The organism is Cerasibacillus sp. JNUCC 74 (assembly GCF_053667775.1).
This window is the reverse complement of record NZ_CM132207.1, coordinates 24,741-42,788: the sequence shown is the minus strand read 5'-3', so window position 1 is coordinate 42,788 and position 18,048 is coordinate 24,741. Positions and strand designations below refer to the sequence as shown.

The 18,048-nt window shown below is 36.4% G+C and carries 14 protein-coding genes, 2 tRNA genes and 2 riboswitches; of the genes, 5 read left to right on the top strand and 11 right to left on the bottom strand.

Annotated elements, in window-relative coordinates:
• Positions 1 to 169: 169 nt before the first annotated feature.
• Complete coding sequence (locus JNUCC74_RS00170) at positions 170 to 1,495, bottom strand: 6-phospho-alpha-glucosidase (protein WP_454066486.1); 1,326 nt, start codon at positions 1,493 to 1,495, stop codon at positions 170 to 172.
• 25 nt (positions 1,496 to 1,520) lie between these two features.
• Positions 1,521 to 3,128: an alpha-glucoside-specific PTS transporter subunit IIBC gene (locus tag JNUCC74_RS00165; RefSeq protein ID WP_454066485.1), complete on the bottom strand. Its 1,608-nt coding sequence runs from the start codon at positions 3,126 to 3,128 to the stop codon at positions 1,521 to 1,523.
• A 468-nt stretch (positions 3,129 to 3,596) separates the two neighbouring features.
• Between JNUCC74_RS00165 and JNUCC74_RS00160 the strand changes: the two genes are divergently transcribed.
• Positions 3,597 to 4,349 (top strand): MurR/RpiR family transcriptional regulator, encoded by a 753-nt coding sequence (locus JNUCC74_RS00160; RefSeq protein ID WP_454066484.1) that lies wholly within the window; start codon positions 3,597 to 3,599, stop codon positions 4,347 to 4,349.
• 93 nt (positions 4,350 to 4,442) lie between these two features.
• The gene (locus JNUCC74_RS00155) at positions 4,443 to 4,583 is read left to right on the top strand and encodes a hypothetical protein (RefSeq protein ID WP_454066483.1); all 141 of its coding nucleotides are present in this window, start codon (positions 4,443 to 4,445) and stop codon (positions 4,581 to 4,583) included.
• Between the two features lie 971 nt (positions 4,584 to 5,554).
• Here JNUCC74_RS00155 and JNUCC74_RS00150 read toward each other — a convergent pair.
• Positions 5,555 to 5,713 (bottom strand): sugar-binding domain-containing protein, encoded by a 159-nt coding sequence (locus tag JNUCC74_RS00150; RefSeq protein WP_454067798.1) that lies wholly within the window; start codon positions 5,711 to 5,713, stop codon positions 5,555 to 5,557.
• Between the two features lie 361 nt (positions 5,714 to 6,074).
• Between JNUCC74_RS00150 and JNUCC74_RS00145 the strand changes: the two genes are divergently transcribed.
• Positions 6,075 to 7,411 (top strand): IS3 family transposase gene (locus tag JNUCC74_RS00145; protein WP_454066482.1). Its coding sequence is split into 2 segments (ribosomal slippage): positions 6,075 to 6,459 and positions 6,459 to 7,411, totalling 1,338 coding nucleotides; the frame shifts between segments, so codons are not numbered across the junction.
• A 123-nt stretch (positions 7,412 to 7,534) separates the two neighbouring features.
• On the opposite strand, the gene JNUCC74_RS00140 is transcribed toward JNUCC74_RS00145, so the two are convergent.
• Positions 7,535 to 7,607, bottom strand: a tRNA-Arg gene (locus JNUCC74_RS00140).
• A gap of 190 nt (positions 7,608 to 7,797) precedes the next feature.
• Between JNUCC74_RS00140 and JNUCC74_RS00135 the strand changes: the two genes are divergently transcribed.
• Together JNUCC74_RS00135 and JNUCC74_RS00130 are read left to right on the top strand one after the other, a co-directional pair.
• Positions 7,798 to 8,439 (top strand): deoxynucleoside kinase, encoded by a 642-nt coding sequence (locus JNUCC74_RS00135; protein WP_454066481.1) that lies wholly within the window; start codon positions 7,798 to 7,800, stop codon positions 8,437 to 8,439.
• A 32-nt stretch (positions 8,440 to 8,471) separates the two neighbouring features.
• Positions 8,472 to 9,152 carry a deoxynucleoside kinase gene (locus JNUCC74_RS00130; protein ID WP_077317650.1) on the top strand — a complete coding sequence of 227 codons (681 nt, stop codon included), beginning with the start codon at positions 8,472 to 8,474 and terminating at the stop codon, positions 9,150 to 9,152.
• A 627-nt stretch (positions 9,153 to 9,779) separates the two neighbouring features.
• Here the strand turns inward: JNUCC74_RS00130 and proC are convergent.
• From proC to JNUCC74_RS00095, 7 genes are all read right to left on the bottom strand, one after another.
• Entirely contained in the window at positions 9,780 to 10,589 is an 810-nt protein-coding gene (gene proC / locus JNUCC74_RS00125; protein ID WP_454066480.1) for a pyrroline-5-carboxylate reductase, read from the bottom strand.
• Positions 10,590 to 11,589: 1,000 nt separating this feature from the next.
• Positions 11,590 to 11,682, bottom strand: a tRNA-Ser gene (locus JNUCC74_RS00120).
• 715 nt (positions 11,683 to 12,397) lie between these two features.
• Positions 12,398 to 12,787, bottom strand: coding sequence for an RDD family protein (locus JNUCC74_RS00115; protein ID WP_077317629.1), 390 nt, complete (start codon positions 12,785 to 12,787; stop codon positions 12,398 to 12,400).
• A 233-nt stretch (positions 12,788 to 13,020) separates the two neighbouring features.
• Positions 13,021 to 14,229 (bottom strand): M20 family metallopeptidase, encoded by a 1,209-nt coding sequence (locus JNUCC74_RS00110; RefSeq protein WP_454066479.1) that lies wholly within the window; start codon positions 14,227 to 14,229, stop codon positions 13,021 to 13,023.
• Positions 14,230 to 14,253: 24 nt separating this feature from the next.
• On the bottom strand, positions 14,254 to 15,072 hold the full coding sequence (locus tag JNUCC74_RS00105; protein WP_454066478.1) for a MetQ/NlpA family ABC transporter substrate-binding protein: 819 nt from the start codon (positions 15,070 to 15,072) through the stop codon (positions 14,254 to 14,256).
• An 18-nt stretch (positions 15,073 to 15,090) separates the two neighbouring features.
• Positions 15,091 to 15,741 carry a methionine ABC transporter permease gene (locus JNUCC74_RS00100; protein WP_454066477.1) on the bottom strand — a complete coding sequence of 217 codons (651 nt, stop codon included), beginning with the start codon at positions 15,739 to 15,741 and terminating at the stop codon, positions 15,091 to 15,093.
• Positions 15,731 to 16,762, bottom strand: a complete 1,032-nt coding sequence (locus tag JNUCC74_RS00095; RefSeq protein ID WP_454066476.1) for a methionine ABC transporter ATP-binding protein — start codon at positions 16,760 to 16,762, stop codon at positions 15,731 to 15,733. Before JNUCC74_RS00095 ends, JNUCC74_RS00100 begins: the two co-directional genes overlap by 11 nt.
• A gap of 583 nt (positions 16,763 to 17,345) precedes the next feature.
• A riboswitch (SAM riboswitch) is annotated at positions 17,346 to 17,449 on the bottom strand.
• Between the two features lie 242 nt (positions 17,450 to 17,691).
• Positions 17,692 to 17,799: riboswitch (SAM riboswitch) on the bottom strand.
• Positions 17,800 to 18,048: the final 249 nt, after the last annotated feature.

Here is an 18,048-nt window from a genome sequence, read left to right as displayed (position 1 = left end):
CATTTAGGTGCCGTTTCCCACTTTGACCCTTTTGTATCAATTCAGGTCTTGAAGTGGGAGTCTTATGGCACCTTACATGCGGGATAAACCCTAAAATTTTATACTTTTCTATAGTAAAAAAAAACGCTGCCCAAAGTAATGTTCTTTAAGACAGCGTTTCTGCATTTATTTACGATAGTTCTGGCCAATATTCTTTATTTGTTTCATATAAATCATCAAGTAAATCTTTCGCCACTTTCGCACTTGGTACAATTTTGGATAACGTTAATGCTTGCCATAATTTTTGATATGACTTTTCGCACCAAGCATCAACTACCAATTTTTCTACAGCTACTTGTTGTTCCATAAGCCCTTTTTGGAAACGAGGGATTTCTCCCATTACTAGTGGTTCGGGACCTTGACTGCCAACAAGACATGGAATTTCCACCATAGCTGTTGGATCAAAATTACTAATTGCCCCATTGTTTTCCACAATCAAAAGCATCCGCTCTTTCGAATTATAAGCGATCGCACGAGCCAAATCGACGATATAAGAAGCGTGCTCATCAATGTGTAATTGTGTTCCTTCTGCCGTTTGATTGTCAATGATTTTTTGGCATTCGCCAAATACAAACTTTTCACGTCCATCCATAACCTCATTAGCTCGAGTATATTCAGGATTCGAGTGTTCTACTACATAATCTGGATAGAAATAATATTTTAAATACGTATTTGGCAATGTTGTCGGATCAATCGCATGAACATCTTTTGCTTTAGCAAATGTACTGTTCCAGCTTGCATCGGAATGCTGCTTACTTTCATCTGGAGTAACATAGCCATACTTAGCAACATGGTCGCGAATCTTTGGCAGTAAGTCATTGCCTTCTTTATCACGAATATCAAACCACCAACCAAAATGGTTTAAGCCAAAATATTTCACTTCCAATTCTTTGCGGGAGGACAAACCAATTGCAGATGCCATTAACTCCTCAATACCAATTGGCATATCACAAATATTCAATATTTTAGAGTTTGGGCGTAAACGCCGTGTTGCCTCTGCAACAATTGCTGCTGGGTTCGAATAGTTTAAAAACCATGCATTCGGTGAATATTTTTCCATGTAATCAATTAGCTCAATTACCGGGCCTATTGATCTCATACCATAGGCAATCCCACCCGGGCCACAAGTTTCCTGACCCACAACTCCATATTTTAATGGTATTTTTTCATCTTGTTCCCGCATCGCATATTTTCCAACGCGAATATGTGCCATAACGAAATCAATATGACTAAATGCTTCTTCGGGATCAATCGTTTCTACAAAGTTTATTTCTGGAGCTCTTTCCTTCAATAAGATTCGACATGCTCCTGCCACAGTTCCCTGTCGCTTCTTATCATTATCATATAATTTTATTTCTTTAATGGGAAATCTGTCTAGGTTTTCTAACAGCATTAAAATGATCCCGGGTGTAAACGTACTGCCTCCGCCAGCGATTGTAATTGCAAATTTTTTCATGTTCATTTTTCCTCCTTGATGTAAGTTAATTTTTCGCTTCGTTAATCATTACTTCTATGGAATCACGGATCTGTGGTACAGAAAGTCCAACAATAACTTGAATGCTCTTGTTATTCCTTACCACCCCGTGCGCTTCCCCATCTTCTTTAAAATACGTATCATCTCGTACTTTATTTGGATCTACCACCGTGACACGTAGTCGTGTGGCACAGTTTGTTACATCCTCGATATTTTTTGCACCGCCAAGCCCTTCCAAATAAACAGCGGCTTTTCGATCATATTCATTATCATATTGTTCAAAATCAGCTGTTCGTGCTGCAGCTGTCTGCTCTTTACTTCTCCGGTAATCCTTTTTCGTGTAAAGCTTTGTTTCACCACTACCCGTTTCACGTCCCGGCATCGGGATATCAAACTTCAAAATTAATAATTTGAATGTGTAATAATAAATAATAATAAAGATAAAACCAATGATAAATTGTGCTACATATACACCCCAGTGATTCCCCATGAGTGGCACCCAGTTGGTTGCAGCAATTTCAATTAAACCGCCACCCATATTACCTACTAGTCCAAATCCATGCATAATCGTTACCATCGTTGCACCTAAAACAGCATGAATGGCAAATAGATATGGTGCAATAAACAAAAAAGTGAATTCAAGTGGCTCTGTAATTCCGGCAAATACAGCTGTTAATGCTGCCGCAAACAATAATGCTCCAACTTTTTTACGTTTTTCCGGCTTAGCCGTATGATACATCGCAAGAGCAATACCAATGGAGCCAAACATTTTTATATTTCCTTGTAGTAAAAACCCACCACCAGGAAAAATTTCATTTAATCGTTGTGTAGATTGGGAATATTCCGTTAAATGGGAAATCCAATATGATTTCATACCTCCATCAATAACTGCAGGTCCAAATTCAAATGGTGTATAAATAAAATGATGTAATCCAGTTGGTATTAAAATGCGCTCTAGGAAATGGAATAACCAAACACCAACATAACTAGAAGAAGCTAAAAAGTCCTGTAAAGATGCGATCCCATTTTGAACCATTGGCCATACCCAGCTTGTAAGAAAAGCAAGTGGTATCATTACTACGAAAGAAATCATCACAACGAATGGTCCACCCTGGAAAATTCCAATCGATTCCGGCAATTTTTTCTCATAATAACGATTATGAAGCCAAATCACGATACCTGAAATAAAGATAGCTCCAATAATATTCGTATCTAATGTTTTAATTCCAATAATTTCTTTTAAACCACTAGTTCCTCCAACCTCAGCCGCAAAATCGACCCCGAATGCAGGCCCCCAAAGCGTTAATATTCCATTAATAAAATAGTTAAACATTAAATAACCTACTACTGCCGACAAGACCGCACGACCAGGCGCTTTTTTAGCTAGCGAGATCGGTAACCCTATAACAAATAGAAGCTCCATCTGTTTAAAAACTGTCCAGCCACCATTTTCAATCAATGTCCAGAATTGGTACCACATACCATCAGCATTGGCAAGATCCCCCATTACTGATTCATTTTTAAAAAGTATAGCTAATCCTACAACAATACCAAAAAAAGGAAATAACAGGACAGGGACGATCATCGCACTCCCAAACCTACGTATTGCATTCAATTTCTCCACCACCTTATTTATAGTTAGTTGAAAACTCTTACATGAAGCTAGGAAATGGAAAATGAAGGGATGATAATGACGATTTGCTTTTTATGATTCCGTTTTCATTTCCTAATTCAAGTATAAAAGTGGAATACCTAATACTTCAATACGTTCAAGGCCATTAGGGAAAACGACAGCTGTTATGAGCGCGTTTTCATTTATTGGGAATTTTCCCAAAGAGTTTTTTATCGGTTAGCGACGACTGACATATGGGAGGGAAATATTTGTCTTTACAGGATCGGTTAATTTTTAAATGAACGATTGTTGCTCTTTAAGTTATTAACAGATAGCGAAAAACAAAGAAGCATTTCTGGAAACGTTCTCGCTTATGTAGGCAAAATGTAAGTATCTCCATACGTTGTATTGATTTTTTATGTCTATGCTATACTTGATATAATACTTATAAATACAAGGCAGGAGTGTCCGATGAGGTTAGAGAAGGTAATTAACGAAAATTATGAAAAATTAAACGAAAATGATCTGCATGTACTTAAATATATATTAAGTCATAAAGATACTTGCTATGATCTAAGTATTAATGAATTGGCAGATGTTTGTTTTGCCTCTCGTTCATCTATTCATAGACTAACCAAGAAATTAGGTTTTAGCGGTTATAGCGAATTTAAAGTATTTTTGAAATGGGAAGAAGAGTTGCAACATCAAGGCGGCAATTTTAGTGAAGTATTAGAAAATGACATAGCGACAACACTTAAAAACTTAAAATCAGTTGACTTTGACAGTATTAGCAAAAAAATATATGAAGCAGACCGAATTTATATCCATGGTACAGGAACAGCACAATTAATGTGTGCTTCGGAATGTCAACGATTGTTTTCCATGGTTCAAATATTTATGATTATCATCCATGATCAGGTAGAGTTTGACACAATGCTTCCAATGATGAAATCTAATGATTTAGTCATTATTATTTCTCTTTCCGGAGATACGCCTTCCATGCTGCCAAATATTAAACAATTAAATGCCAAAGGAATAGACGTTATCACAATTACTAATTTAAAAAATAACAAGCTCGCACAGATGTCGCCGCAAAACATATACGCTACAACAACACCTGAAATGACAAAGAAAGGAGTAGAAATTGTATCGTTTGTTCCTTTTTATATTGTTATTGAGAAAATGTATCGGAAATTTATCGAGTATTGCGAGAAGCAAGCATGATATTCTCGTCTATTATTTTGTGAAAATCATTCCGCCAAAAGAAATTATTTCTTCTAGTAGAGGTTCTTGTCGGTTTACATTGGATATCTTCTCGTGATTACAATCTGGTTTAATTTCGGTTTTCTATTTTTACTTCATTTTGGCTTGAACAATGGAATTGCTGAAGAAATTGGCGATAATGATAATGCATTTTATTCTGAGATATTTGCGGCTTTATATTGTACCTTATATTAAGAATGAATCAGGGGAATGGTAAATATTATCTTAAAAAGGTCATGAAAATATTATTAAAGATGAGATTGTTTTGAAGAAGGATAGTCATTCTAAAGAAGGTTTAATACCTTTTGCATACCGTCAAACTTACAAGTTTGTTTATACAACAACTACAAACTATGCTGGAAATCGCTTAAAGTAGGCTGATATTAATTGTACAACAAGTACATGTAATTAAAGGTCACAGTGTTACTACTAAAACTGTTACCGTTACGTATGAAACGGCTACAGCAGTAGAATAAGTAGTTGTTCAATCATCTTTGGGTATTAATTATTTGTCTGCAAAAGCATCTATTTGTCCTATTACTTTTAATTTTAAAAAGGGTCAAGAAGGTATATTGCTTTTTTAAGCTTATAAGATTAAGAAAAATGGCTCTTTTAAGGTCTGGGCTAATCAGGGTATGGGGATGTAGGAAAGGTAAATCAGGATATGTTTGCTTACCAAAAAAGCTATCTAGTGTAAAACAGACGAAATAATTTATTTTGCATTCTGAAAAAAATAGTTCAAGGTAACATTAAAATCTTAACATCCAAATAGATGAACCTAAATAAATGAGTAGAAAGAAATTGAATATTTCCTTCATGTCTTCTGGCTTTAGGGTTTCCCACCTTTCCAAGTCAGACTTGGGGGCATTTCCTTTTCCTATACCCCCTCCATTAAACGAATTGTCAAAAGTTCTTTATTAAAAGCTTATGTATTGATTGATTTCATGGCAGTTTTCAATAAAAAACTTGCCTCCCCTAATTTTGTAGATAATTGAGGTTATCACACACAACATCTCAGAATAGAAGTGACAAGTTTGTATCCTCAAACTATAACCTATTAACTTAAGCACAATATGATGATCCTATCAATAGGTCCTATCAAGAATTATAAGTGATATTATAAAATCCGGCTTTATAGACGCACTGAACCTTACTTATTTGACCTGTCACCCTTCAGCATTCAAAACTTTCTTAGCAGTAAATTCGTCAATCACTAAAGAATTTATATATTTACCACGAATTGCCGCAAGAGTAATATCATTTTTAAATGAGTGAGCAACCACTCCAATCGACCACTTTTTCTTTAACAAAGACTCCGATAACATAATTATTTGGTAGGTTAACCTTTTCTCCCCTTTCATCAACCATTTGTGCGAGGATGTGACCAACTACACCCTTTTTAATGTATTCTTTTCTTTTCGCCTCTTCTAAATAGCCTGTCCGATGCAAACTTGAGTTTTTTTCTGAAAGTGAGCCGAGCTTCCGTTCTCCGTTTGATAATGAATTTACCTAGTTTCGACAATGCAAAAACCCCCTTCCCGTTAATTAGGAAAGAGGGCAAAAAATACCTCTAGTTTATTTAAAATGTACCCTATAGAGTAGACACTTTGAAAAAGGACTACTTTATAGGGTTCTTTCTTGTATACTTAAGTTAATAACAAAGAAAAATGGATTTGGGGAATCATGATGACTAAAAAGTATTTTACAGAAAAAGAAGTGAACGACCTATTTGTAAATCCTAATGTAAAGTCTGCAAGTAATAAAGCAATTACCTATACAGATGAGTTTAGGAGATTATTTATTTCAGAGAGTGAAAAAGGAAAATTTCCAAGTCAAATTTTTGAGGAGAACGGCTTTGATATTGAAGTCATAGGTAAAGACAGAGTAAAAAAAACAGCTAATAGATGGCGCACTGCTTATAAGAAGTCTGGGGTATTGGGACTTAGTGACTCACGCTCAAACATCTCCGGAAGGGCTCGTCAGAAAGAACTTACGTTAGAAGAAAAGAATGTTCGATTAGAAGCTCAAGTTCAATTGTTAAGAGCTGAAAATGAGTTATTAAAAAAGTTAGAAATGATCGAAAGGGGGCTGGGGAGAAGCAAGTAGTAGGTGCTGTCGAAATGAAATTTCTTTTAATTCGTTCTATCATAAAAAAGTACAATCTACGAAATATGGTAAGTTTTCTATGTGATATTTGTGGGGTTTCACGTTCTGGTTATTATAATTATTTCTCGTTACAATCACAAGAACGAAGAAGAGCACGGGAGGAACAAGATAAACTACTTAAAAAGAATATATTAAAAGCCTTTAACTTTAAAAAGCGTAAAAAGGGAGCTCGTCAAATTAAAATGACGTTAATGGGTCAATTCAACCTTAACTACAATCTAAAACGTATCCGACGAATCATGAAGAAATACAATATTTTTTGCCCCATAAGAAAAGCCAATCCATATCGAAGAATGGCAAAAGCAACAAAAGAACATACTGTTTTACCTAACTTACTTAATCGCCAATTCAAACAAAATGTACCTGGAAAAGTATTACTCACAGATATTACTTACTTATTCTATGGTAAGGGTAAGAAAGCATATTTATCAACGATTAAGGATGGTTCAACAAATGAAATACTAGCGTATGACGTTTCTGACCGTATTACTTTGGATATCGCAACAGACACTTTGTTGAAGTGGAAAAATAATAGAAAAGTAAAGTTGGCAGATGGCGCCTTCATACACTCGGATCAAGGATTCCATTATACAAACCCACTCTTTCAAAAGCTGGTTAAAAAATATGGTTTAGGTCAATCCATGTCCAGACGAGGAAACTGTTGGGATAACGCACCACAGGAATCATTTTTTGGACACTTCAAAGATGAAACATATATTAAACCTTGTGAGACATTGGCTGAGTTAAAACGTGAGGTTAAGAGTTATATGACTTATTACAACAACTACAGATACCAATGGAATTTAAAGAAGATGACCCCTGTTCAATATAGGAATCATCTTCTCAATGTAGCATAGTCTTTTTTTAAAATGTCCTTTACAAAGGGTACATTTTAATTCGACTAATGCTTTTTTAAGGTATGACATATAGTAAGGTATACGTTAGTCACACCACCTACAATTACAGTCATATCAATTTAACGCCCCCGGCAGGATTCGAACCTGCGACACACGGTTTAGGAAACCGATGCTCTATCCCCTGAGCTACGGGGGCATTTAATCAGGATTAGTTATAGGAATTCTCTTCTTTTCCTTAAAACTATTTTAGTTATTTATCAAGCATTATCTATTATACAAAATTCCGCCATACTTGAAAAGTACTAGATAAATTTAACATGGTCTCCGCTTTGCTTGTATGATAAAATATTATACATCTGTTTCGTTATGGATTGGAGGAATAAGCAATGTCACAAATTCCTTTTATTGCAGTTGAAGGGCCTATCGGTATTGGTAAAACCTCCCTTGCTGAAAAATTAGCTGCACATTTTCAATTTCATCTATTAAAGGAAATTGTAGAGGAGAATCCTTTTTTAGGAAAGTTTTATGAAAATATCGAGGAGTGGAGCTTTCAAACAGAGATGTTTTTCTTATGCAATCGCTATAAGCAGTTAGAAGACATCGAAAGAGATTATTTAAGTAAATATAAGCCAGTCGTTGCAGATTATCATATATTCAAAAATATGATTTTTGCAAAGCGGACGTTGCCTAAAGATAAATTTCTTAAATATGAACAAATATTTAATATTTTAACGAAGGACATGCCTACACCAAATATAATCGTTTATTTGCATGCGAGCCTGGAAACTATTTTAAAACGGATAGAGCTTCGTGGAAGGAAATTGGAACAAAACATTCAAGCTTCCTATTTAGCACAGCTTACACAGGACTATGAAATGTTTATGGATCATTTTGAGAAGGAATATCCTTCGACTCCAGTGATCCGAATTGATGGTGATAAGGTTGACTTTGTTTATTATCAGGAACATTTGGATCAAATCATAGAGCAAATTTCGAAACAGCTGCCTTATAAGTTTCAACAAACATAAGAAAAAAAGTTAAGAGAGGGAAAGACATCATTATGAAGGCAAGAGAAAAATATAATATCCCACATGATAGCATTATTACAATTGCTGGTACCGTCGGTGTTGGTAAATCGACAATGACACATGCATTAGCAAATGCCCTTAAATTTAAAACGTCGTTCGAAAAAGTAGATACAAATCCTTATTTGGAGAAGTTTTATGCGGATTTTGAACGTTGGAGCTTTCATCTGCAAATTTATTTTTTAGCAGAACGGTTTAAAGAACAAAAGAAAATTTTTGAATACGGTGGCGGGTTTATTCAAGACCGCTCCATATACGAGGATACAGGCATTTTTGCGAAAATGCATTATGATAATGGAACGATGTCCAAAACAGATTATGAAACATATACAAACCTATTTGAAGCTATGGTTATGACGCCATATTTCCCTCATCCGGATTTACTTATATATTTAGAAGGTTCATTTGATGAGATCATTGAACGTATTCATAAACGCGGTCGTGAAATGGAGAAAAATACACCCATTTCTTATTGGAAAGAATTGTATAACCGTTATGAAGAATGGATCAATAACTTTAATGCTTGCCCCATCCTTAGAATAAATATTTCTGACTATGATGTTATAAATCAGGAAAAATCGATTGAGCCGATTCTCGAGCGAATTGGACATTTTATCGAACAGTCACGAAAATGGAAAGCGCAAGAACGGGTATAATTATGATTCAATCAAATCATTATCGCAACATCCGATAATGGAGGTAGGGACAGTGGAAATATCTATATGATTATTTAAAGAAAACGAAACAATTACCCAGTTTCCGAACTGATGATCTAGTAGGATTCTAGAGCAGCTTCATAATCGCTTGTATAACACTAGTTCCTGCTCAGTTATAAAATTTGCTCCTTAAAAAACGGCAACGGATAATAACGTCGCCATTTTTTTAGGAGCTTCTTTGTCATTCTAAAAACTTATAGAAAACTATATGAATTCTTTCAAAATACTTATAAAATGAATCTTCATGCAGTAGAGCTTTTCTTTCATTTTTCACTAATTAAAAAGGCTAAAACACACGTGCCCTGAAAAACCTCCATGTATAGCTTCGAAGTTTTCTTTAGTCCTTGAAAAAGAAGAATGCTTTTTCAAGGTGCGATGCCTACTTAAGCAGTCTCTCTTATCCTATCACCCCGAACGAATCGGGCATTTAGGTGCCGTTACCTACACTTAGACCTCTTTGCATTCTTGAAATAGAAGCCCTAGGCACCTTAGATGCAGGATAAAAATCTCTACGGAACCGCCATTTTTCCTTACCACAGCTGTTTATTACTTCGTATGCGGTAAAAATCACTTTCCCAATTCTATGGATCGGTCTCTAGCTGCATATATACAATCTACTACCATGTTTTGAAAATTATTTTGCTCTAAAATATGAACTCCTGCCTCTGTGGTTCCGGCTGGGCTCGTAATCTTTTTGCGTAATTCCGCAGCTGTTTCTTCCGATTGATTCAGCATCTCTCCAGCTCCGAGTACTGTTTGGTTAATTAATTGCTTCGCTGTCTTTTCATCCATTCCAGCCTCTACAGCAGCTTTTTCCATTGCTTCCACTACATAATAAATATATGCTGGACCACTGCCAGAAAGCCCCGTAACCAAATGCATTTCGGCTTCATCAACTACTACCGTCGTCCCGATCGTGTTAAATAATTGTTCACCTACTTTTAGATGTTCTTCTTTTGCATAAGTACCTGTGCATAAAGCTGTTGCAGAATAGCCGATGGAAGCTGACGTGTTTGGCATTGCTCGAATAATAGGGATAGTTAAACCGGCAAATTCTTGAATCGCAGTCGTTGACACACCTGCTGTCACAGAAATAATTAATTGCTCGCTCCTCAAGTATTTTTTGATAGGCTGGATTGCCTGTTCCATATCATTCGGTTTAACAGCTAAAAAAATAATATCGGAATGTTTAATTAATTCTTCCTTATCATATATAATGTTTATCTGATAACGTTCCTTCAATTGTTGGAGTCTCTCATAATTATTGCGATTTGTTACCATTAGTTGGCTTTTATCGATAATTCCGGATCGAACTAAACCGGCAATAATTGCCTCAGCAATCGATCCAGCACCAATAAATGCAATATATTTATTCATATTTTACTCCTCCTTCAACACTTCTTCATAAGACGAACAAAGCGTAAACGCTGGTTAGCAACGACAAACTGGCGAGCTTCTAACAAGATAAAGAGAAACTTCATTCCGTGGAACGCGCTTTTTACACGGAATGTTAGTACCTTAAAGGTATGACCTAAAGGCCCTTGAACCAATCGGGCATTTAGATGCCGTTATCCAATTCAGACTTCTCTGTATTCCTCTATAATCTTAAAGGATAGTCTTACAGCACCTTACATACAGGATAAAGTGAAGCTTCATTCAAGAAGTGCTTTTCTCCTTGAAAAATCGCGATGCATCGCTGTCGTAGTCTTTCTTGTCCTTGAAAAACCGCGGTGTATTGCTATCGAAGCATACTTTGTCCTGTCACCCAAAAGAATTTGGGGATTTTAAGGACGTTTTTCCTATATCAAAAATTTGCTTTTGATTTTTGATATGAGATAAATCCGGCGGACGGCATAACCCAATTTAGACGGATAGCTTGATCGCTTAAGTTAGGCTAGACCAAAGCTAAAAGGATATCCCTCGCCATGTAGAAGCATATATAAGTTGCCACAAATAAAAAAACCCTTTCTATCCCTAAATATAAGGACGAAAAGAGTTTTCCGCGGTACCACCTATATTGGCATAGTTATACTATACCCAGCTTTTATTGATAACACAGAATTACCTGCGGCCAGTTTTTACTAACAGCTCATAGGTAGGTTCATACCTGCCGGTTACGGTTGGGACCTTTCAGCCGATGAATCCCACTCTCTTTCGTTCGTACATGGTATTACTAGCCTAGTCATTGCTTTTAATATTTTTATTAATTATGTACTATATGCGCAAATCGCTAAAATGTCAAGTGACTATGATCTTTGTCCCAATAAACAACATATTGCCATCCATAAAACAGCATTTTTAAGCCCTTAACGAGTAAAAAAAATCGCTACGATGTAACGATTTTTTCATCTCCAAAATTTTATGCGCTAATATAAAATGGAGGAGGTAGAGGGATTCGAACCCCCGCGGGCTGTTACACCCCTGTCGGTTTTCAAGACCGATCCCTTCAGCCAGACTTGGGTATACCTCCGTGACGACAAGATATAATATACCATGGTTTCAATATGCTTGTCAATTGTAAATATTTTTTAGAAAAAGGTTTTATTTTTCCTTCTAATCGCCACTATTTACAATACCATATTATCGCTGAAATATTCGCTCTCTCTTACTGAAATATCCCCATTCAGTTGCAAGAGAGAAAACTTATTTCATTATGTTATGTCCTCAGGTTATATTATATTCCTTGTCTAACTATAACATGCAATAAAATTGCCTAAACTTAAAACTTATAAGATTGTTTATTAAAGTCCAGCAATAAGGACACTTCGAATTCTTTTGTACTTTAGAACATATAAAATTATAACGAAAATTCATTCAACATAGTTAAAAATTTTAAAGTACTATGTATAAGTGCAACTTGGCCATCCTCTACACTCTGCTTGCCACTAGCCACGTTTTCTTTATTGTCTTGTTTCTGTACTATTGGAAAAGTGAGTAGAGATGATTCTCAAAGGAGCAATGCTCGCGTTCATGTATCTAATCAAAGTTCCTCTACTAAAAGTGCCCACGTCCTGTGGGCAACGTAGAAGTAAGCACTTCCTGTACAAGTAAGCTATCCGAAACTACGTCGTCCTCAACTTCGACTAGCTAGGACATGCTAGTGTTGACGTTCAACAAGGATGTTTTGAAATTATCCGACCTTTGTCCTTTTTATCCTCCTTGTTGAACACGTACTTATATTCACTTTACTGTTCTTTTACTACTGTTTTCGCAAATCGATCATGCGGGAGGATTGCCCCATCTTCACTTTCAAATGCTTTTCGATTTTTTAAGTAATCAATCGTACTCCATGTATCTCTATATCCGATACGTTTTAAAATTTGAACTGGTGTTAATGCTGAACCAGTTTCATTTTCAAGCACGAGCCCCATTTTTTTATAACCTATCGTTTGACCATTTTTCCGTAATTGCACAAATTCCAGAGCCCACATGACTACTGTTGGGGTTAGGAAAACATGAACTGCTTCATTTTTGACTTTTTTCCGTAAAAAATGCTCAACTCCAAGTGTTACAAAACTTGATATTGTAAGATCAAGCAGCAACGCCTTCGTACGCTTTTTTGTTATCGGCTTCACGAATATTCCCCCTTTAATGGTTACTCATCATTATATACGATTAGCAAAAGAAGTGGTTTCAATTGTTTTCCACTTCGATTCAGTTCGGATGATAAAATAACCAACCTCTCCACACTACATCATGGAGAGGTTATACAAGGGCAAGAAATTGAGTTTCTAAGAAATTACTGATAACAAAGAAAGCTATATATCATTGTGACATTTCTAGTAAGTTATCAAGTTATTAGCATACGCTAATTTGCAATTGTCCTTTCCTGAAACTCACGTCGAACACGTTTATACGCTTCCTCATCCGTAATAAGTTTTAATGCAGTAAAAGCAGCGGCCTTTGCTGCTATGAGTAAAGCCTGATCAGCTTGTTTTGACTTAGCTGCTTCACGAAAGGCGACCGTATGACCTATTAAATCACTTGGACCAATTTTTATATGAGGGTGAATAGTCGGAACAACTTGGCTAATGTTCCCCGCATCTGTTGATCCGATTGCTGTTTTTTCTACTGAAAGTACTTTCTCTCCCAAAGTTTCTACTTCCTGTTTAAAGAGATCATCAAAGTTTTGATTCACAATAAAATTATCGACTTCATTTTGAAATGCAGTAATTTTCACTTCCGCTCCCGTTGCTAAAGCAGCACCTTGGGCAATCGCTTTGATTCGTTCTGTGATTTGATTTAATGTACTTCTTGTGGCAGCACGAATAAAAAATCTCGCTTTCGCATAATCTGGTACAACATTCGGTGCATCGCCACCATCGGTAATAACACCATGAATCCGCACATCTTTCGGAACATGTTGACGTAATGCGTTGATTCCGTTAAAAAGCTGGATTACACCATCCAGCGCATTAATTCCTTGTTCTGGATGAGCTGATGCATGCGCTGCTTTACCAAAAAACTCAAAATCAAGTGGATCTACTGCTAAAGAAGGGCCAGTCAATGTTGTATCTGCTCCGGGATGAACCATGATAGCTGCATCAATACGATCAACTAATCCAGCCTTTACAAAGCTTCCTTTTGCACTTCCATTTGGTCCGCCTTCTTCAGCTGGGGTACCGAATACGACTACTTCTCCACCGATTTCATCGATTACCTTACTTAAAGAAATTGCTGCTGCAATACTTATTGTTCCAATTAAATTATGTCCACAGGCATGCCCAATTTCTGGAAGAGCATCATATTCTGCTAAAAAAGCAAGTTTTAACCCGTCCTTTTTTCCTTTCCGCTTGGCAATAAATGCCGTTGGATGTCCGGCGATATCCAACTCGATTTCGAAGCCTTTCTCTACCAAAAGATCCGTTAATGTTTTAGCTGCATATACCTCCTGATTACCGATCTCTGGGTTTTCATGGATTGTATGGCTTATTTCTATATATCTGTCTTGATTAGCATCTATATTTTCTGCTATTTGCTGTTTTAGTTTCTCTATCTTTTTTACCACTACAGACATCTGCTTCACCTCATTTAATTTTTATTAATAGCCAATCTCACTTAACGGTAAAAACGTTGGAATTGTATTTCCTTTACGTTCTTTTTTAATGAAATTAGCTACATCCTCAGATTGATAAATTTTTACCAGTTTATTTAACAACTTATCATCTTTATCTTTAGCTTGAACGGCTATGATGTTTACATAAGGTGTTGCCGTCTCATCTTCATGATAAATTGAATCTCCTAAAGGACTTAAGCCAGCATCAACAGCTATCCCATTATTTATAATCGATGCATCGACATCTGGAAGAACTCTTGGCGTTTGCCCCGCTACCAATAATTCAAACGTAAGATTTTTTGGGTTTTCTGCAATTTTGTCTAATGAGCCGTTACCATCAAAACCTTCTTCCAATTTAATCAGCCCAGCATCCTCAAGAAGTAACAATCCTCTTCCCATATTCGTCGTTTCCTTCGCTAAGGCGATTGTTCCGCCGTCAGGAATATCCTCAGGACTGTCATGCTTTTCGGAATATAACCCCATTGGTGCAATAACCGTTGTTGCAATTGGCGCTAAGTCTAAATCATGCTCTTTAATGAAATTTTCAAAGTAAGATATCGTTTGAAACGAATTGGCATCAATTTCACCTTCAGCTAATGCTAAATTTGGCTGTACATAATCTGAAAAACGAACGATTTCTACATTAATTCCTTCCTTTTTCGCTTTTTTTGCTACATAATCCCAAATCGTCGTATCTGAGCCACTGATTCCCACTTTGACTGTAGAAGTTGCTTCACTTTTAGAACAAGCAGTAATCAAAACTGCAGCTAATAATAATGAAAAGATAAATACGATTTTTTTCATGTTGTTTCGCTCCTCTTTTTATCTTCTTCTGACTTTTTTAGCAATGAAATTGCCAATTGATTGCAAACTTTGTACCATAATGATCAGAATACCAACTGTAATTACCATAACAACCGTATCAAAGCGTTGATATCCATAAGTAATTGCTAAGTCGCCAAGTCCGCCACCGCCAACAGCACCCGCCATTGCCGAAGCGCCAACTAAACCAATTGTTGCAATAGTTATCCCTAATAGTAATGAACTAAGTGCTTCCGGAATTAAAAAACGCATCATAATTTGCCATGGCGTTGCTCCCATTGCTTGTGCTGCTTCCATCACTCCAGGGTCCACCTCTAATAATGAATTCTCGATTAAACGGGCTATATATGGTCCAGCAAATAAAACCATTGGTACAATAGCAGCAGCTGTTCCAATCGATGTTCCTACAATTAATCTTGTAAAAGGGATGAATGCTACCATTAGAATAATAAATGGTATGGAACGGAAAATATTTATGACTGTGTTTAAAGCCGTAAAAATAAATTTATTCTCCCATAAATGCCCTTTTCGTGTCACAACTAATAAAATTCCTAAAACGAGACCGATAATAAAAGAAAAGATTAAAGATACACCTACCATGACAATTGTTTCCCATAATGCTTGGATTATTTCTTTCTCGTCAACTAACATCTACTAACACTTCCTTTATCGTCACTTTCTGCTGATGAATATGCATGATGGCACGATTTATTTCTTTTTCCTCTCCCGAAAACTGAACAATCAAGTTGCCAAAAGGAATCCCCTGAAGCTCTGTAATACTGCCAAATAGAACATTGACATCGACGGTATATTGTTTAGCAATTTGTGATAATAGTGGTTCACCTGCTGATTTTCCGACAAAACTGATTCGGTATAGTTGACTGCCATCACCTTGTTGTCTAATTAATTGAAAGATCGACTCCGGTATATTGTCATGCATGACAGAACGGACAAAATTACGTGTAATAGCTGTTTTTGGCTGTGAAAAAACGTCAAATACACTGCCTGTTTCAATCACTCTTCCCTTATCCAAGACCGCTACCTTATCACATATTTCACGAATAACGCCCATCTCATGAGTAATCATCAAAATAGTGACATGATACTCTTCATTGATTTTTTTTAATAATTTTAAAATGGACTGTGTCGTTTCTGGATCCAATGCAGAGGTTGCTTCATCACATAAAAGTATTTTTGGTTTGGTTGCTAATGCTCGTGCAATCCCTACACGCTGCTTTTGGCCACCCGATAACTGATTTGGGTAAGTTTTTGCCTTATCCGCTAAGCCAACAAATGCTAACAGCTCGGTAACCCGTTTTTTTACTTCCTCCTTGGGAACATTGGCTAATAATAAAGGCATTGCCACATTTGTATAAACATTTTTGGAGTTCAATAAATTAAAATGCTGAAAAATCATACCAATTTTTCGTTTTGCCTCTCTTAATTTCTTAGAAGAAAGATGTAATATGTTCTTGCCGTCCACTACCACCTTTCCGGATGTCGGTCGTTCTAGTAAATTAACACAGCGAATCAGTGAGCTTTTCCCCGCACCACTAAATCCGATAACGCCATAGATCTCTCCTTTGTCAATATGCAAGTTTACATCATCTAATGCTGTTACTTGCTGCTGTATCCCTTCATAAATTTTTGTTACATGATCAAATGTAATCACCATCTCACTCCCTAATTATTTTCTTTAGCAAACTAGCGACAAACCTCTTGACGTAAAACCTATCTAGATTTTACACATCCGTTTATCTTGCTATGACATTAAAAAACTTAGCTTGTCGCCAAGTCTTTATGGCGAAAATGATCGTTTTTCTTATACGATAAAGTGAAACTTCATTCCGTGGAATGCTTTTTACACAGAATGTTAGTACCACTAGGGTATGACCTAAAGGCCCTTGAACCAATCGGGCATTTAGGTGCCGTTTTCTCCCGCTTTGACCCTTTGTATGAAATCAGGTCTTGAAGCGGAAAACTTACGGCACCTTACATGCGGGATAAAGTGAAACTTCATTCCGTGGAATGCTTTTTACACGGAATGTTAGTACCACTAGGGTATGACCTAAAGGCCCTTGAACCAATCGGGCATTTAGGTGCCGTTTCCCACTTTGACCCTTTTGTATCAATTCAGGTCTTGAAGTGGGAGTCTTATGGCACCTTACATGCGGGATAAACCCTAAAGCTTTATACCTTCCTACAGTATAAAAAAATGCCCCTTCCATAAGAAGAGGCATTTGCAATAACTCCTCTTCTTATCTTTCAAGCTAATGCTTGCTGGATTTGGCACAGTACTATAGAATAGTCCGCTGCCGAGGTTTCTTCGGGCCAGTCCCTCCACCTCTCTCGATAAGAAGTATTTGATTCTTATAATAATATTCAAAAAATCCGGTAAAATAACTCGTTTCTGTTGCTTAAGTTGTTAACTTACGTACAATCCGCTTTCTAAACTTATTAGCTCGAAAGCAATTTTTATCCCTTGTTAAACAAAACGGATATGATGAAATTAATTCTTGCGCGAAGATGCTTATCTAGTGTAAAAAAGAAAAATCCCTCCTTATTTGTAATAAGAAGAGATTTGCAATTTATGGCGCTCTCTTCTTATTTTTCAAGCATATATGCTTGTTGGATTTGGCACAGTACTATAAAGATAGTCCGCTGCCGAGGTTTCTTAGGGCCAATTCCCTCCACCTCTCTTCATAAGAAGCTTTACGTTATGAACTTATTATAATGTCTATTAGGATACTACTGTTTTTACTTTCTGTCAAATACTTTTTCAGAAAAAAACTTGGCTTGTCGCCAAGTCTTTAGCGAAAGCTGTCGTTTTTCTTATACGATAAAGTGAAACTTCATTCCGTGGAATGCTTTTTACACGGAATGTTAGTTGAACTTATCGGGCATTTAGGTGCCGTTTTCTCCCACTTTGACCCTTTGTATCAACTAAAGGCTCTTGAA